This window comes from Salinifilum aidingensis (assembly GCF_054782015.1).
Window position 1 is genome coordinate 131,234 of the sequence record NZ_BAAGTH010000013.1, and the last position, 23,837, is coordinate 155,070.

The window sequence follows — 23,837 nt, forward strand, 5'->3', positions numbered from 1 at the left end:
CGGCAGCGGCCCCGGCGTCACTCCCGCCAGGGGCAGGGTTTCCCGGTGGCCGGCCGGGTGGGATCCCGGTGGCGCGGCCGTTCGGGTTCGTCCGCGCGCAGCCGCGCCACGCCCGCGGTGAGCGCGCGCATGATCCGCGCGTGCGCGCGGGCGGCGTCGCCGGCCCGGCCGGGGTCGAGCCCCTCGAGGTCCACCGCGGGCCCGAACCGCACGCGCAGCGCGGGGCGCCGGCGCACGCCGCGCAGCCAGCTGCGCACCACCGTCCAGGCCTCGGCGGCGGTGGCGACGTGCGGGAGCTCGTAGGGCAGGATCTCGTGCGCGCCCCACTGGCTGACCGGCACGACCGTGGCGCCGGTGGCCAGGGCCGTGCGGGCCGCGCCGGTCTTGCCGCGTTCCGGCCACATCCCCGGTTCGGTGGTGATCCGCCCCTCCGGGTAGACCACGATCGGACGCGGGTCCCGCCGCAGCGTCTCCACCACGACCGCCAGCGCGGCGGTGACGTGCCGGCTCCCCCGGTCGGCGCGGACGTGCCCGCAGCGCCGGAGCACGGTGCCGAGCACGGGGAAGTCGAACAGCCCGCCGGTGGCGAGGAACCGCGGTGCCAGTCCGCGTCGGTGGCAGGCGGCGAGCACGACCAGCGCGTCGGCGTTGCCGATGTGGTTGGGCACGAGCAGCAGCGGCCTGCCCGGGCTGGGTTCCGGCGGGGAACCGGTGATGTCGAGCCGCCCGGTCGCGGCGACGATCCCGCGGTCGAGCCGGGTGAGCGCCCGCCACAGCAGCGGCGCCTCGGCACGGCCCCGCGCTGCGCGGCCGGGGCGGCTCCGGTACTGCTCCTCCGCCGCCGGGCGGGTCGGTTCATCCGGTGCGGGTGGAACGGCCACCATGCCCACAGGATCGCACGCCGGCCGGCTCCGGGTGACCTGCCAGCCGGGGTCCGCGGCCGACGTGCCGCGGCGCGGTCCTCCGCGCGCGGGCGCGGTTGCGGTGGTCGACGAACCCCGCGGCCTGCTCCCACCGACACCTCCGCGCGCGGGCGGGGTTGTGGAGCTGCCGCAACGCCGCCGCGATCCGTTCGGGCTGGCACCTCCGCGCGGGCGGGGTTGTGGCTGGTGTGACGGCAGTGGTGCAGCGGGATACCGTGTGGGGCATGGCGAGCCGAACTTCGGGAAGCGCGACGCGTTCCACCGGCTCCCGAGCGAAGGGCACGGGGCCGTCGAAGAGCGCGGGGTCGTCGCAGGGCGCGGGGTCGAAGAGCACCGGCGGGAGCGGCGGATCCGCGCGCGGCCGTTCCACCGGTGCGAAGGGCGGTGGCTCGTCGTCGAAGGGCGGCTCGTCGGCGCGGAAGTCCCCGCCGAAGAACTCCCCCGCGAAGTCCTCCGGGGGCGGTGGGCGGTCGCGGAGCTCCGCGCCGAAGAGGACGCACCGCCCGAGCGGTGCCGCGCGCGCCGCGGGCCGGGTGCTGCGCGCGCTCGGCCGCACCCGCGACATCGACCCGGCGCACCGCCGGGACGGTCTGGCGCTGCTGTTCCTGACCGTCGCCGTGATCGCGGCGGCGGGCGTGTGGGCGCACGCGGGCGGACCGGTCGGCGAGTGGATGGATGGCGGTCTGCGCGCGGCCGTGGGCTCGGCGGTCGTGGTGCTGCCGATCGTGCTGGCGCTGACCGCGGTGCTGCTGATGCGCACCGAGACGGACCCCGAAGCGCGCCCGCGCGTCGTGGTCGGCTCCGCGGTTCTGGTGCTGGCCACCCTCGGCGTGCTGCACATCGTCCGCGGCAACCCCTTCCGGCCGGAGCTGTGGCCCGAGGCGGGAGGTGCGCTCGGTTTCGTGGCCGGCGGCCCGCTGGCGCGCGGGCTGTCCGGGTGGGTGGCCGTGCTCGTGCTCGTGCTCATCGGCCTGTTCGGACTGCTCGTGCTCACGGGAACTCCGGTGCGCGAGGTGCCGCGTCGGCTGCGGCAGCTGGCCGAGCCGGAGGAGGAGACCGGTGGTTCGCCGCGCCGCGGGGACGGCGGGCGCGGCGAGCTCGAGGAGGCCGACCCCTCCGCGGTCTCGCTGCGCCGCCCTTCGCGGCGCCGCCAGGCCGCCATGGCCGAGGACCGCGAGGGCGCCGGGGACACCGCCGCGGCCGAGGAGCACGCGGCGACCGCGCGCACCGCTGCGGCGGAGGACGCCGGAGCGGCCGCGGCGAAGGGGAAGCAGAGCGCACCCGTCGCCGAGGGCGCCGGTGCCGAGGGGACCGGTGCCGCGGACGACGGCGCGGACGACGGGGGCAGCAAGCTCCGCATCAGCCGGACGGTCGAGGGCGACTACCAGCTCCCGCCGCTGGACATGCTCGAGGAAGGTGCCGCGCCGAAGACGCACAGCAAGGCCAACGACGCGGTGATCGAGGCCATCACCGGGGTGCTGCAGCAGTTCAAGGTGGACGCCCAGGTCACCGGCTTCACCCGGGGGCCGACGGTCACCCGCTACGAGGTCGAGCTCGGGCCGGGGGTGAAGGTCGAGAAGATCACCCAGCTGACGAAGAACCTCGCCTACGCGGTGGCCAACGACAACATCCGGCTGCTGACCCCGATCCCCGGCAAGTCGGCCGTCGGCATCGAGGTGCCCAACTCGGACCGCGAAGTGGTGCACCTGGCCGACGTGCTGCGCTCGCCCGAGGCCGCCAAGGACCCGCACCCGCTGGTGATGGGCCTGGGCAAGGACATCGAGGGGCAGATGCTCACCGCGAACCTGTCGAAGATGCCGCACCTGCTCGTGGCGGGCTCGACCGGTTCCGGCAAGTCCAGCTTCGTCAACTCGCTGCTGGTGTCGTTGCTGGCCCGGGCCACCCCGCAGGAGGTGCGGGCGATCCTCATCGACCCGAAGATGGTCGAGCTGACCCCCTACGAGGGGATTCCGCACCTGATCACGCCGATCATCACCCAGCCGAAGAAGGCGGCGGCCGCGCTGGCGTGGCTGGTCGAGGAGATGGACCAGCGCTACCAGGACATGCAGGCCAACCGGGTGCGGCACATCGACGACTTCAACGCGAAGGTCCGCTCCGGGGAGATCACCGCGCCGCCCGGCAGCGAACGCGAGTACCGGCCGTACCCCTACATCCTCGCGATCGTCGACGAGCTGGCGGACCTGATGATGACCGCGCCGCGCGACGTGGAGGACGCGGTCGTGCGGATCACGCAGAAGGCGCGCGCCGCCGGGATCCACCTGGTGCTGGCGACGCAGCGGCCGTCGGTGGACGTGGTGACCGGTCTGATCAAGACGAACGTGCCGTCGCGGCTGGCGTTCGCGACCTCCTCGCTGACCGATTCGCGCGTGATCCTGGACCAGCCGGGAGCGGAGAAGCTCATCGGCATGGGCGACGGGCTCTACCTGCCGATGGGGGCGTCGCGTCCGATCCGCGCGCAGGGCTCCTACGTCTCCGACGAGGAGATCAACCGCCTGGTGGCCTTCGCCAAGGACCAGGCGGAGCCGGACTACGCCGACGGCGTCACCACCGCCAAGGCGAGCGGGGAGGGCAAGCAGGTCGACTCGGACATCGGCGAGGACCTGGAGGTCCTGCTGCAGGCCGCGGAACTGGTGATCACCAGCCAGTTCGGGTCGACGTCGATGCTGCAGCGCAAGCTGCGGGTCGGGTTCTCCAAGGCGGGGAGGCTGATGGACCTGCTCGAATCGCGCGGTGTCGTCGCCCCTTCCGAGGGGTCGAAGGCGCGCGAGGTGCTGATCAAGCCGGAGGAGCTGGACAGCGCGTTGACCGCGATCCGCGGCGGCCCGGCCGAGGATTCCGGGGAGTGAACCGGAGGTCGGCCGGGCCCGCCGTGCGGTGGCCTCAGCGCGCGGTGAAGGTGACGGGATCGCCGGACTCGTCGACGGCCCGGAAGCCGACGATGCGGCCGTCGGCGTGCACCGGCCGGATGCGCGCCCGCTCGACGGCGTCCGATGTGGACGTGGCGACGTCGCCGAACTCCCGCACCGCCCAGTAGTAGACCTGCGCGGTGCCGTGGCACAGCGGGTTCACGCCGCACGTGCCGGTCATGTCCGCGCGGAAGTTCTCGTCGATGCGGGCGCGGTTGTCCTCGCTGAACCGCTGCTGCAGCTGGTAGTTGCGGTAGCCGAAGTCGTGGCGCCAGCAGCTGGCGGTGAAGTCGAAGCCCAGCGGCTCGTCGGGGGCCACCGAGCACCCGTCCGAGGACCAGTCGAGCTGGTCGGCGTGCGGAGCTCGTTCGTGCGCGGCGGCGAAGTCGTCGAGTCCGGTGTGGAACAGGTACTCGTCGGTGGCGGCCCGCAGCTGCGGCGGGTCGAGGGCGGCGGAGGCGACGGGGCCGGTGACGGGCAGGCTCGCGGCGGCGGCGACGGCGACCAGGCCGCGGCGGAGGCGTCCGCGCGTGCGGGTGCTTCGCTGAGTGGTCGTGATCACGGACGGTGTTATACCGCGTCGCGATCATGCTGTCTGCGTGTTCGCGGCCGAGATCGCCGGAACGCGGGATGCGCGGCCGCGTCGAGCTGGTCCGCCCGGGTGATCGCGCGGTTCCGCGCTCACCCGCCGTCGAGGTCGAGCAGCATGCGCGTGTTGCCGAGGGTGTTGGGCTTCACGTGGGCCAGGTCGAGGAATTCGGCCACGCCCTCGTCCTGGGAGCGGCGCATCTCGGCGAAGACCTCGGGGCTGACCGGGGCGCCCTCGATCGGCCGGAAGCCGTGCCGCGCGAAGAACGCGGTTTCGAAGGTGAGCACGAACAGGCGGGGGAGGCCGAGTTCCTCGGCCAGACCGATGAGCCGTCCGACGAGGTGGTGGCCCACGCCGTGCCCGCGGGCGGCGGGGCTCACCGCGACGGTGCGGATCTCCGCGAGGTCCTCCCAGAGCACGTGCAGGGCACCGCAGCCGAGGAGGGCGTCGCCGCGCTCGGCGACCCAGAACTCCTGGACGTCCTCGTAGAGGGTGACGAGCTCCTTGGCGAGCAGGACGCGACCGGCGTAGGAGTCGACGAGGTCCTTGATCCCGGGGACGTCGTGGATCCGCGCACGCCGGATGTTTATGTCTGACCCTGCATAGTCATTCATGCGCTCATCGTAGACCTCGCGTCGAGCCTCCTCCCGGCGCGTCCCGGCACGCGCTCCGGCGCGGGGGTCTCGGTGCGCGTCCCGACGCGCGGGCGGCCCCGTGCGGATGTGGCCCGGTGCGCGCGCTCCGGGGCCTTCGGAGGTGGCAGGGGTGCGCCTGCCGCGCGGCCGCTACGCCGCGTCGAGTTCGAGCAGCATGCGCGTGTTGCCCAGCGTGTTGGGCTTGACGCGGGTGAGGTCGAGGTACTGCGCCACGCCTTCCGAGTGTGCGGGCTCCGTGGCGCCGTCGGCGGGCAGCGGCGTTTCGCGCACGGACTGGAAGCCGTGCCGGCCGAAGAACCGGGTCTCGAAGGTGAGGGCGAACAGCCAGCGCAGGCCCCGTCCGCGGGCGCGCTGCAGCAGCAGGTCCAGCAGCGCGCGCCCGATGCCGGCGCCGCGGTGCTGCGGGTCGACCGCCACCGTGCGGATCTCGCCGAGCTCGGGTCGGAGCACGTGCAGCGCGCCGCAGCCGACGAGGGTGCCGCGGAGCTCGGCCACGGAGAACTCCCCGAGGTTCTCGTGCAGCGTGGCCAGGTCCGCGCCGAGGACGGCCGTGCCGGCGTAGTGGTCGACGAGCCCCTTCACGGCCTCGACGTCAGCCGCTCGCGCTGGCCGCACCTGTACCGATTCATTCACGTTTTTCCAGGGTAACGTGCCGAATGGCGGGCGATGCGGGTGGTCGGAACTGCGGCGGCGGGCCCCGCGCCCGGCAGCGGCGCGGTCCGAGGAGGACCCCCGACGTGGACGCTCCGGGACCCGTGCTCGATCCTGGGAGGGTCGCCGATGGGCGAAGTGTCACGCTGCCGCGTGATCGCCGGCGACGCGGCGTGATCACGGAAGGGCGAGCGGCACCCGTCGGAGCACGAGTGGTGACCGCGGTCCCAAGAGCACGGTTCGGGGAGTGACGATGACGGCCGACCGCGCGGCATCCGACCCAGCAGCCGGAGGGGCTGGTGGGTCCGGGGCGTCTCCCGTGCCGCTGCTCAACATCGCCAACGTGCTGACCGTGGTGCGGCTCGTGCTCGTGCCGGTGTTCCTCCTCGCGCTGTTCTGGGCGGGCGGGCACGACGCGCTCTGGCGCGTCGTGGCCACTGCCGTGTTCGTGCTCGCCGCGATCACCGACCGCGTCGACGGCGACCTCGCCCGCAGGCGGGGGCTGGTCACCGACTTCGGCAAAGTGGTCGACCCCATCGCGGACAAGGCGCTGACCGGCTCCGCCCTGCTCGGGCTCAGCGTGCTCGGCGAGCTGTGGTGGTGGGCCACCGCGGTGATCATCGGGCGCGAGGCGCTGGTCACGGTCCTGCGCTTCTGGGTCATCCGGCACGGTGTGATCCCCGCCAGCCGGGGTGGCAAGCTCAAGACGCTGCTGCAGACCGTCGCGATCGTGCTCTACCTGGTCCCCGTGGACGCGCTGGACCCCGCGCGCTGGGCGCTGCTCGCGGCCGCGTTGCTGGTGACCGTCGGCACGGGCGTCGACTACGCCGTGCAGGCGGTGCGCCTCCGCGCCGCGAGCCGGCGGGGCGGGGAGGGCCGATGAGCCCGGAGGCCCTCGGGCTCGACCCCGCAGCGGTGGCGCGCGTGCTCGACCGGTTGCGCGCGCGGGGCGAGACGGCGGCCACCGCCGAGTCGCTCACCGCGGGACTGGTGACCGCGGCGCTGACCGGCGTCGCCGGTGCGAGCGAGGTCGTCCGCGGTGGACTCGTGGTCTACGCGACGGACCTGAAGGCCGAGCTCGCCGAGGTCGACCGCGCGGTGCTCGACGAGCACGGCGCGGTGCACCCGCAGGTGGCCCGGATGCTCGCGGCGGGAGCGCGCCGTCGCTGCGCAGCGGACTGGGGAGTGGGGCTGACCGGGGTGGCCGGCCCGAGCGAGCAGGACGGCGTCCCGCCGGGCACGGTGCACGTCGGCGTGGCAGGTCCGGACACGAGCGCGGTGCGCAGCGTCCGCCTGCCGGGAGATCGGCACGAGGTCCGCGCTGCCGCCGTTCGGGTGGCGTTGGAACAGCTGGACCGGTCGGTGCGTTCTACCCAGTAGTGTGGGCGGGACGGGGCACCGCCTCCGCCGCCGTGCCGAGGTGGTGGGGCCTGCCGAGGTGGTGCCGTGCGGAGTCGACCGACGCCGCAGCGAGGATCGCGAGACGGAAGGGTTGTGCACGCGTGCGAGTCGTTCGCCCTCGGCGGACTTGGCTTGGATCGTTCTCGTTAAGGCCGCTGGATGAGTAACGTAGGGTGCGTTCACACGTCGCGACGGAGGCGACGGACGAAGGGAGGCGCGCGATGACCGTGATGTTGCGGGAAGCGGTCGGAGAACGGCTGCGCCGCGCCAGGGCCGCTCAGTCCCGCACCCTGCGGGACGTCTCGCACGCGGCTCGGGTGAGCCTCGGCTATCTCTCCGAGGTGGAGCGAGGACGCAAGGAAGCCTCCAGCGAGCTGCTCGCGTCCATCTGCGACGCGCTGGACCTCCCACTTCCGGAACTCCTGGTGACCGTCGCCGGCGATCTGGACAAGGGCGTGGTCGCGCCGGAGGTCGTCGGCCAGGGCGCCACCGGGGGCGACCAGCTCGTGCCGAGCCTGCTCGGTGCGCAGCTGCCCGAGGGGGAGCTGGCCGGTGCCGCCGCCCGGTCCGGAGCGGCCGGTTCCGACTGGGCCGACGAGCTCGTCGATGCGGAGCCACGGGCCACCGCGGACGGGAGCGCCGGAGACCTGTACCTCCAGTCGATGCTCAGCCACCGCATCGACGCACCGGTGCGCAAGGACGTCGTCGTCGCCGCCTGAGCGGCGGCACCCGGCGCGGGGCGCGCTGCGTCCCGCGCCGGGAAGCGCCCGTGCCGGGCGTGCGTTCCGCCCGGGGCGGTTCCTGCGGGGAGTTCGGCGGGCCTTCGCGCTGCGGGCTGTCGCTCCGCGGTGCGGGGCTGTCGCACTGACGAGCGAAACGAGGCCCCTGCGGGCGCGCAGTGGTGATCCTCGTTAAGCTCGCGGCAAATTTCCGAAGATCTTCCCGGCTCGGTGGAAGCGGTGGCGGTCACCTGACACGATGGACACGTGGGGCAGCCCACGTGCACGGGGTCGTGCTGTGGTCCGGCGACGGCAGCCGAGCAGGGGACAGAAGGCAGGCGGAGGAGATGGCCAACCCGTTCGTGAAGTTCTGGAAGTACCTGATGGCGTCGTTCTCGTCGAAGGTCGACGAGCACGCCGATCCGAAGGTGCAGATCCAGCAGGCCATCGAGGAACTGCAGCGGCAGCACCAGGACCTCTCGCAGCAGGCCGCCTCGGTCATCGGCAACCAGCGGCAGCTGGAGATGAAGCTCAACCGCCAGCTCGGCGAGGTGGAGAAGCTCCAGTCCTCGGCCAAGCAGGCGCTGCAGATGGCCGAGGACGCCCGGGCGCAGGGCGACGAGGAGCAGGCGCAGAAGTACGAGCAGAGCGCGCAGCAGTTCGCGAGCCAGCTGGTCAGCGCCGAGCAGAGCGTCGAGGACCTCAAGTCGATGCACGACCAGGCCCTGCAGGCCGCCGAGCAGGCCAAGCAGGCCGTGGAGCGCAACTCCCAGCAGCTGCAGCAGAAGATCGCCGAGCGGACGAAGCTGCTCAGCCAGCTGGAGCAGGCCAAGATGCAGGAGCAGGTCTCGTCCTCGCTCAAGCAGATGAACAACATGAACACCGCGGACAGCAGCACGCCGACGCTCGACGAGGTGCGGGACAAGATCGAGAACCGCTACAGCACCGCCCTCGGTGAGGCCGAGCTGGCGCAGAACAGCGTCGAGGGCCGGATGGCCGAAGTCGAGCAGGCCTCGATCGACGCGGCGGGGGCGAACCGGCTCAACCAGCTGCGCGCCTCGCTGGGCAGCAGCGGGACGAAGGACCAGCAGCAGGTCACCGGTGGCGCGAGCGGCGCTGCGGACGAGCCGGCGGCGCAGCCGCAGCAGCGGCAGAACCCGCAGGCCGACCAGGCCTGAGGGGAGTCGTCGTGGGCCGGGGTAAGCGCGAGCTGGTCGAGTGGGGGTTCTCCACGGCCACCCGCGTCGGCCAGGAGGTGCTGCCCGAGGTGCGCAAGCGGGTCGCGCGGTGGCGCGACCCCCGCGCGCGCTTGCTGCGCAAGCGCCGCTGGGCCAAGCGCACGGCCACCGGTGGCGGTCTCGCGACGGGTGTGTTCGGCGCGGGCGCGGTCGGTTCGGGGATGGCCGACTTCGTCCCGGCCCTCCTGCAGTACTCCGCGGCCACGGGTTTCGGCGGTCTGGCCGTGCTCAGCGGCGCCGGTGCCGTGGGGGCGGGCCTGCGCTACCGCAGGCTCAAGCGCGAGCCGCTGCCCGAGGCCGCGCCGGAGCCGGTGGAGCTGCCACCGAGCGACTCCGCGGCGCGGGAGCCGATGCGCCGGCTGCGCGACGCGGAGCAGAGCCTGCACCAGGCCTTGGAGCGGTTGCGCGGGGCCGCTGTCGTCTCCGACAGCGTCGCGGTCACCGAGGCGCGGGGCACGGCGGACGCCACGGCCCGGGAGTTGCGGCACGGTGCGGACCGGCTCGTCGCCGTGGAGGCCGCGCGCGAGCACGTCCCGGACGAGCAGCGGGCGCAGCTGGACGAGGACGTGCGGCGGCTGCGCGGCGAACTGGACGAGGGCGTCGAGGAGTACGGCAAGCTCGTGGCCGCGGCCGGGCGCGCGGTCGCGGCCAGCGACGCGCCGGAGCAGCGGGACCTGCTGCAGGACGCCACCGACCGGTTGGCCGGTCTCGCCGCGGGGTTGCGCGAGGTCCTCGGCGATGCGGGCGCGGGAGGAACCGCGCCGCCGCTGGAGCGTCCCCCGCGGGGGGAGCCGCTGGAGCGGCCCTCGCAGGAGGACGAGTCCCGCTGAGTCGCCGCAGGGGCTCCGGCACCAGGGCCCCGGCATTCGGAGGCCGACGCGCTCGGTCACTCGTCGTAAACCAGTGTGGTTCTCCTCGCCTACCTCAATGGCTTGATTGTGTGAGCTGATCGAGTAATCTCCCCGATGTCGCTACTAGGCGTGACAGCTCGTCGTTCTGATGCCTGGAATGTGTCGGGGGAGGCAACGTGGCGTTGTGGACCGTGCACGGCAACGGTCGGCGCCCGCTGCGCGATGCTGTCGTCGCTACCGAGGAGCGGCTGAGCTGGCCGGTCACGATCGGTTTCGGGATCCAGCACGCGGTGGTGATGTTCGGCAGCACGATGCTGGTGCCGCTGCTGACGGGCTTTCCCGCGTCCACCGCGCTGCTGTTCTCCGGACTGGGCACGCTGCTGTTCCTGGTCCTCACGCGCTACCGCGTGCCCGCCTACCTCGGTGCCTCGCTGGCGTTCGTCGTGCCGCTGAACGCTGCGGTGGAGCACGGGCGGGCCAGTCCGGCGGCGCTGCTCGGCGGCATCGTGACGGTGGGGCTGGCCGTGGTCGCCGTGGGCGTGGCCGTGAAGGCGCTCGGGGTGCGCCTGCTCGAAGCCGCCCTGCCACCGGTGATCACGGGGACCGTGGTGCTCATGTTCGGGGCCAGCCTCGCCCCCCGCGCGGTCTCCGCGTTCGACGGCCGCGCCGCTCCGGGAGTGGTCACCGTGGGCACCATCCTGCTCGTCACCGCGTGCAGCCGGGGCGTGCTGCTCCGCAGCGGCGTGCTGCTCGGCGTCGCGGCGGGCTGGGCCCACGGCGCGCTCACCGGAGCGGTCCCGGCCGAGCGGGCGGCGCGGCTGGACGCGGCGCCCTGGGTGGGGCTGCCGGAGTTCGTCGCGCCGGAGATCCACCTGACGGTGATGCCCTACCTGCTGCCGCTGGTGATCGTCCTCGTCGCCGAGCACGTCGCGCACATCAAGGCGGTCGCGGTCAGCAGCGACCGGGACCTCGACCCGCACATCGGCAACGCGCTCATCGGGGGCGGGGCGGCCACGGCGCTCTCCGCCGCGGGCGGTGGTGCCGCGCTGAGCAACTCCGGGCCGAACGTGGGGCTCATGGCGGCCACGCGCGTCTACTCCACGGCCGCGTGCTTCGCCGCGGCCGTCGTGGCGGTGCTCGTGTCGTTCTGCCCGAAGGTCAGCGCGCTGCTGAACACGATCCCGCCCGGCGTGGTGGGAGGCGTGCTGCTCGCGCTGGGCGGTCTGCTGGCGCTGGTCGGGGTGCGGGTGCTCGCCGAGTCCGGAGCGGACCTGGCCGATCCGGTGAACCTCCTCGTGCTCGGGACGGCGCTGCTCGCCGCGGTGGGCGACCTGACGCTGTCGCTCGGCGGGCTGCGCATCCCCGGACTGGTGTGGGGCTCGGTCGGCATCGTCGTGCTCTACCCGCTGCTGCGCCGGATCGCCGACCTGCGCGGCTGAGCCGCACCGCCCCCTCGGCGCCCCGGCACGTCAGACCTCGAGGTCCTCCTCGTCGGGTTCGTCGTCCTCCGGCGCGGCCTCGGAAGCGGGCCGGCCGCCGGCGCGCAGGGTCCGGGCGAGCAGCAGGTTGAAGCCCAGCGCGATCTCCCGGGCCCCGGGGGTGTCCCAGCGGTGGATCGGCACGCAGGCGCCCTGGGTCTGCTGCACGGCGAGCCGGTCCGGCAGCGACACCGGCATGACGAGCGGGCCGAAGATCTCGCGCAGCTCCTCCACGCGGAACTGGTGCTCCTGCGAGCGCGCGCGGATCCGGTTGACCACGACCCCGAGCGGCTGCAGGTCCGGGTTGCGCGCCTCCCGCTCGGCCTGCACCGCTTCGAAGGCGCGCTGGACCCCGGACACGGCGAAGATGGTCGGTTCGGTGACGAGCAGCGCGCGGTCGGCGGCGACGAGCGCCGCGCGGGTCGTCCGCTCCAGCGAGGGAGGGCAGTCCACCAGGACGAGCTGGTAGGGCGGTTCGTCCTGCTCGGCGGCCAGCGCCGACAGCGCCGCGGTCAGCCCGGTGAGGTGCGCGCCGCCGTCGCCGTCGTGCTGCGCGCCGCCCTCGGAGCCGACGAGGACGTCGACGTCCTCGTCCCACGAGGTCGGGCTGATCGCGGCGCGCAACGTCGCCGCGCCGGGATCGGCGAGGACGTCGCGGAGGTCGGCCTCGGTCTCCCCGGGTTCCAGGCACGCCGTCGCGTTGCACTGCGGGTCGAGGTCCACCACGAGGGTGCGCACACCGCGGCGCATCGCGGCCGAAGCCAGTCCGAGCGTCACGGTCGTCTTGCCTACGCCGCCTTTGAGGCTGAGCACTGCCACCGTCTGCACGGTTCCGCAGCCTACGGGCCGCTCGGGAGTGTTGGGCAGGCGTCGTGATCGCACCGGCACGCCGCCGCCAGGTGCGCTGCGGGCTCGGATTACGCTCGGGCCATGCGATCCGACGCAGTCCACCGCGTGCTGGAAGACGAACTCGCCGAGGCGCGGCACCGCAGGGGAGGTGACCCGCCCCAAGTGCTCGACGTCGGTGGTGGCAGCGGCGTGTGGGCCGTGCCGCTCGCAGCGACGGGCTGCGTGGTCACGGTCGTCGACCCCAGCCCGAACGCGCTGGCGATGCTGCAGCGCCGCGCGGCGGAGGCGGGCGTCTCCGAGTGGATCAACCCGGTGCAGGGGGACACCGATGCGCTGGAGAACCCGCCCCTGCAGGGCGGGGCGGACCTCGTGCTCGGCCACGGGCTGCTGGAGTACGTCGACGACGTGGCTGCTTCGCTGCGCACCATGATCGCGGCGACCGCGCCCGCGGGTGCGGTGTCGGTCCTCGTCGCCAACCGGTACGCGGCCGTGCTGGGGCGCGCTCTCGCGGGGCGCCTGCCGGACGCGCTGAGCCTGTACCGCAATGCCGACGGACGGGTGCCGGACTCGGCCGAGCCGCTGCAGCGGCGGTTCGACACGGAGAGCCTCACCGCGGCGCTGACGGAGTCGGGGCTGGACGTGGAGCTGATCCAGGGGCAGGGCGTGCTCAGCGACCTGGTCCCGGGTTCCACCGTTGAGACCAACCCGAAGGCGCTCGAGGCGCTGCTGGAGCTGGAGCGCGCGTCCTCGGCGCAGCCCCCGTTGCGGGACATCGCGACCCGGTTGCACGGCATCGGACGCGTGGTCGGCTGATCCCGGGCATCCCCCGGTTGCGCTGGCGTACCGCCGCGATGGCAAGATCATTGCCCCGAGGGGATGATGTCGGCAACCTCGCACCGCCTCGGCACCGGGACCGGGTAGTCGTCGCGTCGCGGGCACCGTATCCTCGTAAATGACGCCCCCAAGCGTTCGCCGGACCGGCTCGCACCCAGCTGGTGGTGCGGGTTACCGGCGCCACCGACAGACCTGTGCCGGAGGAGGAGCCATGCCACTCTCCGAGCACGAGCAGCGAATGCTCGACCAGATCGAGCGCGCGCTCTACGCCGAAGACCCGAAGTTCGCGTCCACCGTCCGTGGACGAGTGCACCGGCCGTCCCGCCGGCGCCGCCTGCAGGGCGGCGTCGTGTTCGCGCTCGGCCTGGTGCTGCTGGTGGTCGGTGTCGTGATACCGGTCAAACCGGCAGACATCCCCGTCGTGAGCGTGGTCGGCTTCCTCGTGATGTTCGCCGGAGCGGTGTTCGCCTTCACCGCCATGCGCGGTGGTGGCGACGAGGAGAACGGCGCACAGGGAACAGGTGAGCGAGAGGGCGGGGGTGGACGAAAAAAACGTGAGCCACGTGCTCGCGGTTCGCTCTCGCAGCGGATGGAGGACCGCCTCCGACGGCGGTTCGAGCAGTAGGGCCCCGGCGGCAGCAGGAACCCCGACGACAGCAGAGCCCCGGTGACAGCGGAGTCCCGGTAGCGCCGTCCTCGCCGGCCGCGCCGAGTCGCGGCCGGCGAATTCGTGCGCGCGGCGAGCGCTCCAGCACCGCGGGAGGCCGGCACCGCGGGAGGCCGGCACCGCGGGAGGCCGGCACCGCGGGAGGCCGGCACCGCGGGAGGGATCAGCGCCGGGGGAGGAGACCGCGCCGTCCCACCAGCACCGACCGGGGGAACAGCCGCCGGTGCCACGGCAGCGGTGCGGCCCGGTGCAGCCCGTCGAGGACCGCGTCCACCGCGGTCCGCAGCTCGTCCGGGGCGGGCTGCGGCACGGCGGGCGTTCCGGCCGGGGCGTACCAGGCGTGCTCGGTGACGTGGACCAGCTGCCGCAGCGCGCGCCGGCTCGGCTCGTCGAGCCCGTGCTGCTCGGCGAGCCGAGCCGCGGCCGTCCGCGCCGTCTCCGAGGAACCGAGCACCGACCCGCGGTCGGCGAACGCGTCCTCCACCTCGCGCCACGCCTGCCCCGCGGCCTCGGCACCGCCAGCTGCGGCGTCGCGGCGCCGCCGCTCCCGCCGCAACCGCCGCACCCCGGCGGGAACGCCGCACGCGGCAGCGGCGAGCACGAGCACGCTGGCGAGCACCGCAGGCCAGGCGGGCGCGTCGCCGCGCCCTCCCGCGGCGTCCGGCTGCGGAGGCTCGGGGCGGTCCTGGGGCGCGGGGGTGCCGGTCTCCTCCGGTGGGGGGGAGTCCTCCCCGCTCGGCGGGGTGCCGTCCGGCGGGGGCGGCGGCTGCTGGTCGAGGTACTGCGGCACGTCGGTGCGCCCGTCGTCCAGCGGTGTCGGGTCGAACGTCTGCCACCCCCAGCCGGGGAAGTAGGCCTCCACCCAGGCGTGCGCGTCCTGCGTGGTGATGCTGCGCTCACCCTCCCCGTTCGGCGTTCCGGGGGTGAAGCCGACGGCGACGCGCGACGGGATGCCCACTTCCCGCAGCATCGCCGCCATCCCGGAGGCGTACTGCTCGCAGTAGCCGCGCCGGTTGCGGAACAGGAACTCGCTCAGGCCGTCGGTCCCGGAGGCCGGTCCGGTGCTCTCGTCGTAGGTGAAGCCGTTCCGCGAGTCGGTGAAGAACCGGTTGAGCGCGACCGCGCGGTCGAAGTCGGTGGGCGCGTCGGCGGTGATCCGCCGGGCGAGGTCGCCCGCCCGGCGCGGGATCCCGCGCGTGTCCAGGTACGCGGGCGCGACCGCCACCGGGCCGTCGGCGTTGCGCAGGTCCTCGGCGCTGGGAGCGGGCAGCACCATCCGCTCGGTGTAGGCCTGGCTGTCCTGCTTGCGCTGGGTGAACACGATCCCGGCGGCGGGGTCGTAGCGCCACCCGGGCCCCATGCCGGACACGCCGGTGGGGGTGCCGAAGACCGGCAGCCACGGGTCGCGGTAGCTGACCGGCTGGATCCGCACCCGGGCCCGCTCGCCCTCGGTGATCGAGGTGCCCTCGGGCGTCGGCAGCTGCGGGCCGGCCGGGACGCCGCGGGTGAGCCCCGCCAGCGACCAGCCCCGGCGCGGGTCGAAGTTGCGCAGCGTCATCGCGCGCAGGTACGTGCCCTCCGGAAGTCCGCGCACGCGGAACAGCTCGGTCGGGTCGTCCTGGGTGAGCTGGCCGCGCAGCGAGGTGAACGGGCGCAGCCCGATGCCCTCGGTGCGGGTCGTGCTGTTGGGGCCACCGACGGGGAACCGGCCCTGCGTGCCCACTCCGGTGAACACCACGCCGCTGAGGAGGCCGAGGACGGCGGCGATCGCCACCGCGCTCAGCCCGGCGGGGCCGAGCAGGCCGCGGAGCACGCGACCGGGGCGCTCCCGCGCGCGCCAGTGGTGCTGCCGCGGGTCGGCGGTGAGCAGCAGGGAGAACCCCGCGGCGGCCAGCGCGAAGGTCCACCACGGCAGCAGGTCGCCCGACAGCGCCGAGGGGATCGCGAACACGCACAGCAGCACCAGCCCGGCCACGGCCGCGGAACGGGCGGCGACGACGATCGCGTCCACCGCGACCGCCACGATCCCCAGGCTCAGGCACAGCAGGCAGCGCAGCGCGCGCTCCGCCGGGACCGGGGGTGTTCCGGTGCGCACCACCTCGCCCGCCCGGCCGAGCAGCTCCGCGAACTCGCCGAGGCTGTCCGCGGTGGGCACGAACCCGAGCAGCGCGCGGTCGGAGAACAGCGCGCTCAGCAGCAGCGCCAGCCCGACGAGCTGGGCGAGCACGACCAGCGCCGGGTGCCAGTGCAGGGCGCGGGCGAGCACGCCGACGAGCACGACGCCGAGCACGGTGCCGAACGCCGGGGCCACCCAGGAGACGTCGGCCAGCACACCGGCGAACGCCGCCGAGGCGCACAGCACGGCCGCCGCGCCGGCGAGCGCGGCCAGCAGCGACGTGTCCAGCCGCCACGAGCGCGGGTTCACAGCGTCACCCCTTCCGCGGCCTCGGCGCCCTCGGCCGAGCACAGCAGCTGCCACGCCGCCGCCACGGACGTGCCGGGCGTGGCGACCACCGCGGTCCAGCCGCTCGCCCGCAGCCGGTCCGCGGCGCGGTACGGATCGGCACCGCCGAACGGCTGCCCGGACCAGCGGCCCACGTCCAGCAGCAGCGCCAGGCTCTGCGTCCCCTCCGGGCGCAGCCGGCTGAGCTCGGCCACACCGGGGGCGGTGAGCTCGCCGAGCACGGCGATGAGCTCCTGCCCGTCACCGGGGTCGTCGGTGAAGCCGAGGTCGCGGTGCGCGCTGGTGCGCACCCCGGCCAGCGCGTCGAGGACGCGGTCGTCGCCGTTCGGTCCGGCGGCCGCGGTGTCCAGCTGCTGGTCGTCCTCGGTGATCAGCTGCACCGGGCGGCCCGAGGCGCGCAGGTGCAACCAGATGCTCGCGGCGGCCGAGACGGCCCACTCGACGCTCGACTCGGCGCCGCTGCCGCGGTGGGCGGGGCCCCGGCGGTCCAGCAGGACGGTGGTGCCGCCGTGCCAGGGGTGCTCGTCGACCCGCACCATCAGCTCCTGGCGGCGCGCCGTGGACTTCCAGTGCACCCGGCGCATGTCGTCGCCGCGGCGGTACTCGCGCACCATCGCGTCCTCCACGCCCTGCCCCGGGTGCGGGCGGCTGCGCCCGCGGGCTCCCTGGCCGTGGCCCGCGCCGGGCGACATCCCCCGCAGCGGCACGGTCCGCGGCAGCACCGTCAACCGCGAGGGCCCGGCGATCTCCTCGCGCGCCTCGGACATGCCGAGCGGGTCGGCCACGCGGGTGGTCAGCGGCCCCAACAGGTAGTGGCCCCGCAGCCGGGGGTGCACGGTGTAGTGCACCGCAGCGGGGGCGTGCCGGGGCAGCGCGTCCAGCCGGAAGTGGCTCGCCGCGGGCAGGCCGTGCGGGGTGTGGTCGGACAGGACCAGTCCGCCGGAGGGCAGGCGGCTGGTGGCGGTGATCTCCAGGCGCACCCGCACCGGCTGCCCCGCTTCCACCCGCGCCGGTGCGACCTCACGCCGGGCGCGCAGCGCGCGCCGGGTGCGCAGGGTCCACGTCGCGGCCAGCAGCGGGAGGGCGAGCACGAAGGCGGCCACGCGCAGCAGGTCGCGCTCGTCGAGCAGGAGCGCGCTCACCACCGCGGCCAGTCCGGCCGCCAGCAGGCAGCGCCCGCGGAGCGTCAGGCCCGACAGCATCAACGATCAGTCTCGCCCCTCATTCGGATCGCACGCGGTGGGATGGTGGTGACGCCGCCGGAGCCCGGCACGCGCACTCTATCCCGCGTTGCGCGGCACCGGGACATCCCGGAGCATCCGCCGCACCAGCTCCGCTGCCGACTTGCGCGCGGAGCGGGCCTCGCTGGTGAGGACGAGCCGGTGCGCCAGCACCGGCACGGCGATCTCGTGGAGGTCGTCGGGGATGACGTAGGAGCGCCCCGACAGGGCGGCGTGCGCGCGGGCGGCGCGCACGAGGTGCAGCGTGGCGCGGGGGGAGGCGCCCAGGCGCAGCTCGGAGAGCGACCGGGTGCCCGCGACGAGCTCGACGGCGTAGCGGCGCAGCTCGGTGCTGATGTGGATCACGCGCACGGCCCGCGCGAGCTCGTGCACCCGCTCGGCATCGGTCACCGGCGAGAGATCCTCGAGGGGCTGGTGGCCGGAGTGCTCGTCGACCATGGCCAGTTCCGCCTCGGCGGTCGGGTAGCCGACCGACACGCGGGCGGTGAACCGGTCGCGCTGGGCTTCGGGCAGCGCGTAGGTGCCTTCCAGCTCCACCGGGTTCTGCGTGGCCACCACCATGAACGGCGCGGCCAGCGGGTACGTCTGGCCGTCCACTGTGACCTGATCCTCCTCCATGCACTCCAGCAGCGCCGACTGGGTCTTGGGGGAGGCGCGGTTGATCTCGTCGCCGACGACGATGTTCGCGAAGACCGCACCCGGGTGGAACTCGAAGGAGTCCGAGTTGCGGTCGTAGACCGACACGCCGGTGACGTCGCTGGGGAGCAGGTCGGGTGTGAACTGGATGCGGCTGACCGAGCAGTCGATCGAGCGCGCCAGCGCCTTCGCCAGCGAGGTCTTGCCGACCCCGGGCACGTCCTCGATGAGCAGGTGTCCCTGGGAGAGCAGGGTGATCAGGGCGATGCGCACGACCTCGGGCTTGCCGACGACGACGCGTTCCACGTTCGCGGCGATGCGGTGGATCGTGTCGGCCAGGGCCGCCGCGTCCGGTTCGACGCCCCGGTCGGTGCGGCTGCTGCCGGTCCCGGTGGTGCTGCCGGACTCCGCGTTGTGCCCGGACCCGGCGAGGGGTTCGGTGCTCTCGCCGCGGGCGCGACCGCCGGAGGGCGCCGACTGCCCGCTCGTCTCGGCGAGACGGGAGGGGAACGGGTCGCGCATGGGTGGCCTCCAAGGACGGGTCGGACTCGGGCGGTCGTGCTCGGCGAGGGTGCTCGCGGCCGCGCTGGTGCACCGGGCGTGCTGCGTTGTGCTGTTGCTCGGCCGGTGACGCGGCGTCCCCGCCGTCCGCCGGCGACCGGTCCGAGGGCGACAGCCGAGCATAACCGCCGGAGGTGCCGCCCGGATCATGCCGTCGGCTCCGCGGGGGCGCGGCGCTCGGGTCCCGCGCCCGCGGTCGCGACGCGCCGGGCGGCGGAGCTCCCCACCGCCGCCCCGCTGTCTCCCACCTGCTTTCACCAGCACAAATGCCTCGAAGGAGTGCGCTCGTGCCGCGGTGTTTCGTGTTGACGGTGGAGCGAAGTGGGGTACTGTGGTGCGCAGTGGGGAGATCGAATCGCAGGCTGTCGGTTCACGGGGTGGGTGCCGGTTCACGAGGTTCCGGTCCAACCGGGAGTGATCGAGGTTCCCGCGGACGGTAGTCGGTGCGTCCGCCGTGCTCGGGTCGTCCGGGGCGCCCCGGGTGGTCGGCGCGTTCGTCCGGAGCGGTGCGGAGTGTCCTCACTGTGGGGAGGTGGCCCGGGATGTTCCTCGGAACCCACCACCCACGACTCGACGACAAGGGCCGGCTCACGCTGCCGGCGAAGTTCCGGGAAGCGCTCGCAGGGGGGTTGATGGTCACCAAGGGGCAGGACCACTGCCTGTTCGTGTTCCCCCGCGCGGAGTTCGAGCAGATGGCGCGCAAGCTCGCCGAGGCCCCGTTCACGAACGAGACCGTGCGGGCCTACCAGCGCTACCTGTTCGCCGGGACCGACGAGCAGCAGCCCGACGGGCAGGGCCGCATCTCCATCGCTGCGGAGCTGCGGCGCTACGCCGATCTCCACAAGGAGTGCGTGGTGATCGGCGCGATCAACCGCCTCGAGGTCTGGAACGCCGAGCGCTGGCAGTCCTACTTGGACGAGCACGAGGAGGCGTGCGCGCAGGCGCAGGAGGAGGTGTTGCCCGGCGTGTTCTGAGGCCGGGACTTCCGGCGCGGCGCCACCGTTTCGGGTGCCGTTAGGCCTCGGTCCGCTCGGTTATCGCACGCCTGACGCACCTTCCCCGGCGTCAGGACGCGACGAGCGGGCGGGGACCTGGCGGTATCCGTCACGCGAGGACGAGGGCGCCGGCACGCCATCGGCGTGCGCGCAGGTGGGAGGTTCCGCGTGCAGGCGTGTTCGGTGGGTTGCGCGGCTCCGGGTGCAGCGTCCCGCGAGCACGCCGCGGAGCACGTCCGGAAGTCGCGCCCGCCGCGCGGGAGCGCCGCGGCAGGGCGCGTCCGCGAGCCCGCGGGGGAGCGTCGCGGGCCGAGCCGAACAACAGCGCACCGCACCGGCGAGGGGCCGGCAGGTGCACCGCATTCCGGCGCACGGGAGAGAAGGGGGACAGCCGTGGCCGAACGACGAGACGAGGGGGGATCCGGCGCCTCTCCTGCGGACCGGCACGTTCCGGTCCTGCTGGAGCGCACGCTGGAACTCCTCGCGCCGGCGCTGCGGCGGGAGTCCGCCGTGGTCGTCGACGCGACCCTGGGCATGGGCGGGCACGCCCTGGCGCTGCTGCAGGCGCACCCCGGTGTCACGCTGCTCGGGCTGGACCGCGACCCGGCGGCGCTGCGGATGTCCGAGCAGCGGTTGCGCGGCTACGCCGACCGGACGCGCCTGGTGCACGCCCGCTACGACCGGCTGGCCGAGGTGCTCGCCGAGCACGAGGTGTCCACGGTGGACGCCGTCCTGTTCGACCTCGGCGTGTCCTCGCTGCAGCTCGACGAGGCCGAGCGGGGTTTCTCCTACGCCCAGGACGCGCCGCTGGACATGCGGATGGACACCACGGCTGAGCGCACCGCTGCGGAGGTGCTCAACACCTATTCCGCCGGGGAGCTCACCCGCGTGCTCAAGACCTACGGCGAGGAGAAGTTCGCCGCGCGCATCGCGCAGGCGATCGTGCGGGGGCGCGCCGAGGAGCCGTTCGAGCGCAGCGAGCGCCTCGTGCGGCTGATCTACGACGCCGTGCCCGCCGCAGCGCGCCGCACCGGTGGCCATCCGGCGAAGCGCACGTTCCAAGCGCTGCGCATCGAGGTCAACGGCGAGCTGGAGGTGCTGGCCGAGGCGCTGCCGGCGGCCGTGGACGCGCTGGCGCCGGGCGGTCGGATGGCAGTGCTGTCGTACCACTCGCTCGAGGACCGGGCGGTCAAGCGCGAGTTCGCCGAGCGCTCCCGGTCCCGCACGCCGGTGGACCTGCCCGTCGAATTACCGGGGCACGGCCCGGAGCTGCGGTTGCTGACCCGCGGCGCCGAGCAGGCCGGCGAGGAGGAGAGAGCGGCCAATCCACGAGCGGCGTCAGTGCGGCTCCGTGCTGTCGAGCGCATTCCGCCGGACGCCGACGACGCTACGGAGGCGTGATGACCGCACCGACGCGGAACAACCGGACCGGGCAGAAGCGCTCCCAGTCAGCCCGGAGCACCACCGAGGACACCGCTCCCCGCGAGGAGCGCCGGTCCCGCGCGAACGCGGGGCAGCGCACCTCGCGCCGCGGCGGGCGGAGCGCGCCCTCGGGGAAGGGGCGGGGAGCCAAGTCCGCGGAGCGGACGGCGCAGGGCACCAAGTCCGCGGGGCGGACGGGGCGGGGAGCCAAGTCCCGGCAGGCGGTGAAGGGGACGCCGCAGGGCGCGCAGCGGTCGGCGCGGTCCCAGCGCGCGGCCCCGCAGTCCTCCCCCGCGGTGCTGCGGCTGCGCAGCGCGGTTGACCGCATCCCGCTGGTGGGCGTGGTCATGACGCTGCTCGGCGTGGGGCTGGCCGCCACGCTGTGGTTGTCGATCGCCGCGGTCAGCGGCAGCTACCACCTGCAGCAGGGGCAAGCCGAGTTGAACTCGTTGAGCGAGCGCAAGGAGGAGCTGGTGCGCGAGGTCAACACGCTCAACTCGAGTCCGATGATCCAGCGCCGCGCCGAGCAGCAGGGCATGGTTCCCGGTCCGATGCCGGCGCACCTCGTGCAGCGCCCGGACGGTTCCGCGCAGGTGATCGGTGAGCCGGAGCAGGCGCAGGCCCCGGCACCGCCACCACCACCGCGCGAGCCCGCCGGTCAGCGGGGCGAGCAGAGCGGTCGCGGGGGCGGGCCGCAGTCCGATCAGGACGGTGGACGACCTGCGCAGGACGCGCCGGACCAGGCCGCCGGGCCCGCCGGCGACGGCCGGGGCGCCGACGGCGGGAACGCGCGGGGCGCTGCGCGGTCCGCCTCGGGTGCGCAGGAGACCCCCGGGACGCGTTCCGCGGGAGCTCCGTGATGGCGCGTGGCAGGCGGGGTTTCCCGCGGCGCAAGAAGTCCGGCCGGCCCGAGGTCGGGGGCAGCCGGCTGCGGCTGCGCACCGCGTCCGTGGTCATGGTGACGCTGCTCGCGCTCACCACGGTCAAGCTCGTGCACGTGCAGGCCTTCGAGGCCAGCGCGCTGTCCGAGCAGGCCGAGCAGCAGCGGGTCAGCAAGCAGGACGTCCCGGCCGAGCGCGGCACGATCAGCGACCGCCACGGCGCGGTGCTGGCGTTCAGCGGGGAGAGCCAGCAGCTGTACGCGAATCCGCAGCAGCTGACCGAGACGCTGCGCGAGGAGCGCGCCAAGGACCCGTCCTCGCCCACGCCGAAGCAGTACAAGGACGAGATCGCGCGGTTCGTCGCGAAGGTGACCGGCGGCCGGATCCCGGTGAAGGAAGTGCGCACGGCGCTGTTCAACGACGACCAGTTCACCTACTTCGGCACGCCGATCGACTCCGGCCAGGCCCGCAAGATCACCGAGGAGTACCCGCAGATCGGCTCGGAGTACCGGGCTTCGCGGGAGTACCCGGCGGGCAGCGTGGCCGGGGACATCATCGGTGGCGCGAACTGGCGCATGGACGAGCGCAAGATCCGCGGGCTGATCGGGTTGGAGATGTCCCTGGACGACGAGCTCGCGGGCAAGAACGGGGTGCAGATCGCCGACACCGCGCGCGGCACGTCGGACGTGGTCATCCCGGGGACCCAGGAGTTGGAACCCGCGGTTCCGGGGTCGGACTTCCGGCTCACGATCGACGCGGACCTGCAGTTCATGGTGCAGCGCAAGCTCGCGGACTACGCGCGGCGGGTGCAGGCCGAGAGCGGCAGCGCGGTGGTGCTGGACGCCGAGACGGGGCAGGTGCGCGCGCTGGCCAACGACCGCACCTTCGATCCGAGCTCGAACGACTGGGGCGGGGACGGCCTGGGCAATCCGGCGGTGAGCTCGCCGTTCGAGCCGGGATCGGTGAACAAGGTGATCACGGCGGCGGCGGCGATCGAGAACGGCATCGTCCGCCCGAACCAGGTGCTGCAGGTGCCGGGGAAGATCAAGGTGGCGGACCGGACGATCGGCGATGCCTGGCAGCACGGCACGATTCCGCTGACGTTCACCGGTGTGCTCGGCAAGTCCTCCAACGTGGGCACGCTGCAGGTGGCGCAGGAGCTGGGGCCGGAGCGGTTCAACGAGATCGCCGAGAAGTTCGGGCTGGGGCAGAGCACCGGCATCGAACTGCCCGGCGAGTCCGCGGGCACGTACCCGGACCGCGAGGACTGGTCGGGCACCACGTTCGCCAACCTGCCGATCGGGCAGGGGCTGTCGATGACCGCGCTGCAGATGGCGAGCATGTACCAGGCGATCGCCAACGACGGGGTGCGCGTGCCGCCGCGCATCATCCGCTCCGAGGAGAAACCGGACGGCACGACGGTGCGGCACCAGCCGCCGGAGGGCGTGCGCGTGGTGAGCCCGCGGACGGCGAGCACCGTGCGGGACATGCTGCGCGCGGTCGTGCAGTCCCCGAACGAGGTGCAGGAGGGCACCGGGTCGGACGCGGCGCTGCCCGGCTACCAGGTCGCGGGCAAGACCGGCACCGCGCAGCAGGTCGACCCGGAGTGCGGCTGCTACAGCCAGTCGAAGCACTGGATCACGTTCGCGGGGATGCTCCCGGCGGACAACCCGCGGTACGTCATCGGGATCATGCTCGACAACCCGCGAGCGGGCGGCCACGCCTCGACGACGGCCGCGCCGCTGTTCCACGACATCGGCGCCTACCTGGTGCAGCGCCACCACCTGCCGCTGTCACCGCCGGCGCCGGAGCAGAAGCTGCGCGCGGACAAACCTCTGTGAGGCCCGGTCGCCG

At 74.0% G+C, this 23,837-nt stretch carries 21 protein-coding genes; 13 read left to right on the top strand and 8 right to left on the bottom strand.

Annotation, left to right across the window (positions count from 1 at the left end; genetic code table 11):
- Positions 1 to 17 precede the first annotated feature (17 nt).
- On the bottom strand, positions 18 to 884 hold the full coding sequence (locus tag ACYVJE_RS17770; protein ID WP_461145331.1) for a lysophospholipid acyltransferase family protein: 867 nt from the start codon (positions 882 to 884) through the stop codon (positions 18 to 20).
- A gap of 263 nt (positions 885 to 1,147) precedes the next feature.
- Here ACYVJE_RS17770 and ACYVJE_RS17775 point away from each other — a divergent pair, with 263 nt between their 5' ends.
- Positions 1,148 to 3,790, top strand: coding sequence for an FtsK/SpoIIIE family DNA translocase (locus tag ACYVJE_RS17775; RefSeq protein WP_461145332.1), 2,643 nt, complete (start codon positions 1,148 to 1,150; stop codon positions 3,788 to 3,790).
- 34 nt (positions 3,791 to 3,824) lie between these two features.
- Here the strand turns inward: ACYVJE_RS17775 and ACYVJE_RS17780 are convergent, their stop codons facing one another.
- The 3 genes from ACYVJE_RS17780 to ACYVJE_RS17790 all read right to left on the bottom strand — a co-directional run bounded on the left by ACYVJE_RS17780 (position 3,825) and on the right by ACYVJE_RS17790 (position 5,728).
- Entirely contained in the window at positions 3,825 to 4,412 is a 588-nt protein-coding gene (locus ACYVJE_RS17780) for a phospholipase (RefSeq protein WP_459156802.1), read from the bottom strand.
- Positions 4,413 to 4,531: 119 nt separating this feature from the next.
- On the bottom strand, positions 4,532 to 5,053 hold the full coding sequence (locus ACYVJE_RS17785; protein ID WP_459156801.1) for an amino-acid N-acetyltransferase: 522 nt from the start codon (positions 5,051 to 5,053) through the stop codon (positions 4,532 to 4,534).
- A gap of 171 nt (positions 5,054 to 5,224) precedes the next feature.
- The gene (locus ACYVJE_RS17790) at positions 5,225 to 5,728 is read right to left on the bottom strand and encodes an amino-acid N-acetyltransferase (protein ID WP_459156800.1); all 504 of its coding nucleotides are present in this window, start codon (positions 5,726 to 5,728) and stop codon (positions 5,225 to 5,227) included.
- Positions 5,729 to 5,999: 271 nt separating this feature from the next.
- Here ACYVJE_RS17790 and pgsA point away from each other — a divergent pair, with 271 nt between their 5' ends.
- The 6 genes from pgsA to ACYVJE_RS17820 all read left to right on the top strand — a co-directional run bounded on the left by pgsA (position 6,000) and on the right by ACYVJE_RS17820 (position 11,394).
- Positions 6,000 to 6,629, top strand: a complete 630-nt coding sequence (gene pgsA, locus ACYVJE_RS17795) for a CDP-diacylglycerol--glycerol-3-phosphate 3-phosphatidyltransferase (RefSeq protein WP_461145333.1) — start codon at positions 6,000 to 6,002, stop codon at positions 6,627 to 6,629.
- Entirely contained in the window at positions 6,626 to 7,126 is a 501-nt protein-coding gene (locus tag ACYVJE_RS17800; RefSeq protein WP_459156798.1) for a CinA family protein, read from the top strand. The genes pgsA and ACYVJE_RS17800 overlap by 4 nt, the downstream gene beginning before the upstream one ends.
- Before the next feature lie 242 nt (positions 7,127 to 7,368).
- The gene (locus ACYVJE_RS17805) at positions 7,369 to 7,866 is read left to right on the top strand and encodes a helix-turn-helix domain-containing protein (protein WP_459156797.1); all 498 of its coding nucleotides are present in this window, start codon (positions 7,369 to 7,371) and stop codon (positions 7,864 to 7,866) included.
- 347 nt (positions 7,867 to 8,213) lie between these two features.
- Complete coding sequence (locus ACYVJE_RS17810) at positions 8,214 to 9,044, top strand: PspA/IM30 family protein (RefSeq protein WP_459156796.1); 831 nt, start codon at positions 8,214 to 8,216, stop codon at positions 9,042 to 9,044.
- A gap of 11 nt (positions 9,045 to 9,055) precedes the next feature.
- Positions 9,056 to 9,934 (top strand): phage shock envelope stress response protein PspM, encoded by an 879-nt coding sequence (pspM, locus tag ACYVJE_RS17815; protein ID WP_461145334.1) that lies wholly within the window; start codon positions 9,056 to 9,058, stop codon positions 9,932 to 9,934.
- Positions 9,935 to 10,131: 197 nt separating this feature from the next.
- Complete coding sequence (locus tag ACYVJE_RS17820; protein WP_461145335.1) at positions 10,132 to 11,394, top strand: uracil-xanthine permease family protein; 1,263 nt, start codon at positions 10,132 to 10,134, stop codon at positions 11,392 to 11,394.
- Between the two features lie 30 nt (positions 11,395 to 11,424).
- Here the strand turns inward: ACYVJE_RS17820 and ACYVJE_RS17825 are convergent, their stop codons facing one another.
- Positions 11,425 to 12,261: a ParA family protein gene (locus ACYVJE_RS17825; protein WP_459156793.1), complete on the bottom strand. Its 837-nt coding sequence runs from the start codon at positions 12,259 to 12,261 to the stop codon at positions 11,425 to 11,427.
- 102 nt (positions 12,262 to 12,363) lie between these two features.
- Between ACYVJE_RS17825 and ACYVJE_RS17830 the strand changes: the two genes are divergently transcribed.
- Together ACYVJE_RS17830 and ACYVJE_RS17835 are read left to right on the top strand one after the other, a co-directional pair.
- Positions 12,364 to 13,095 (top strand): class I SAM-dependent methyltransferase, encoded by a 732-nt coding sequence (locus ACYVJE_RS17830; protein ID WP_459156792.1) that lies wholly within the window; start codon positions 12,364 to 12,366, stop codon positions 13,093 to 13,095.
- Between the two features lie 232 nt (positions 13,096 to 13,327).
- Positions 13,328 to 13,741, top strand: coding sequence for a DUF3040 domain-containing protein (locus tag ACYVJE_RS17835; protein WP_459156791.1), 414 nt, complete (start codon positions 13,328 to 13,330; stop codon positions 13,739 to 13,741).
- A 205-nt stretch (positions 13,742 to 13,946) separates the two neighbouring features.
- Here ACYVJE_RS17835 and ACYVJE_RS17840 read toward each other — a convergent pair whose 3' ends face one another.
- The 3 genes from ACYVJE_RS17840 to ACYVJE_RS17850 form a co-directional block, all read right to left on the bottom strand.
- Positions 13,947 to 16,208: a transglutaminase family protein gene (locus tag ACYVJE_RS17840; RefSeq protein ID WP_461145336.1), complete on the bottom strand. Its 2,262-nt coding sequence runs from the start codon at positions 16,206 to 16,208 to the stop codon at positions 13,947 to 13,949.
- Positions 16,205 to 17,449, bottom strand: coding sequence for a DUF58 domain-containing protein (locus tag ACYVJE_RS17845; protein WP_461145337.1), 1,245 nt, complete (start codon positions 17,447 to 17,449; stop codon positions 16,205 to 16,207). Before ACYVJE_RS17845 ends, ACYVJE_RS17840 begins: the two co-directional genes overlap by 4 nt.
- A gap of 78 nt (positions 17,450 to 17,527) precedes the next feature.
- Entirely contained in the window at positions 17,528 to 18,646 is a 1,119-nt protein-coding gene (locus tag ACYVJE_RS17850; protein ID WP_461145338.1) for an AAA family ATPase, read from the bottom strand.
- Positions 18,647 to 19,227: 581 nt separating this feature from the next.
- Between ACYVJE_RS17850 and mraZ the strand changes: the two genes are divergently transcribed.
- From mraZ to ACYVJE_RS17870, 4 genes are all read left to right on the top strand, one after another.
- Positions 19,228 to 19,659 carry a division/cell wall cluster transcriptional repressor MraZ gene (gene mraZ, locus ACYVJE_RS17855; RefSeq protein ID WP_459156787.1) on the top strand — a complete coding sequence of 144 codons (432 nt, stop codon included), beginning with the start codon at positions 19,228 to 19,230 and terminating at the stop codon, positions 19,657 to 19,659.
- A 414-nt stretch (positions 19,660 to 20,073) separates the two neighbouring features.
- On the top strand, positions 20,074 to 21,081 hold the full coding sequence (gene rsmH, locus ACYVJE_RS17860) for a 16S rRNA (cytosine(1402)-N(4))-methyltransferase RsmH (RefSeq protein WP_461145339.1): 1,008 nt from the start codon (positions 20,074 to 20,076) through the stop codon (positions 21,079 to 21,081).
- On the top strand, positions 21,081 to 21,962 hold the full coding sequence (locus ACYVJE_RS17865; protein WP_461145340.1) for an FtsB family cell division protein: 882 nt from the start codon (positions 21,081 to 21,083) through the stop codon (positions 21,960 to 21,962). The genes rsmH and ACYVJE_RS17865 overlap by 1 nt, the downstream gene beginning before the upstream one ends.
- Positions 21,962 to 23,824, top strand: a complete 1,863-nt coding sequence (locus ACYVJE_RS17870) for a peptidoglycan D,D-transpeptidase FtsI family protein (protein ID WP_461145341.1) — start codon at positions 21,962 to 21,964, stop codon at positions 23,822 to 23,824. The genes ACYVJE_RS17865 and ACYVJE_RS17870 overlap by 1 nt, the downstream gene beginning before the upstream one ends.
- The last annotated feature ends 13 nt before the right edge of the window (positions 23,825 to 23,837 follow it).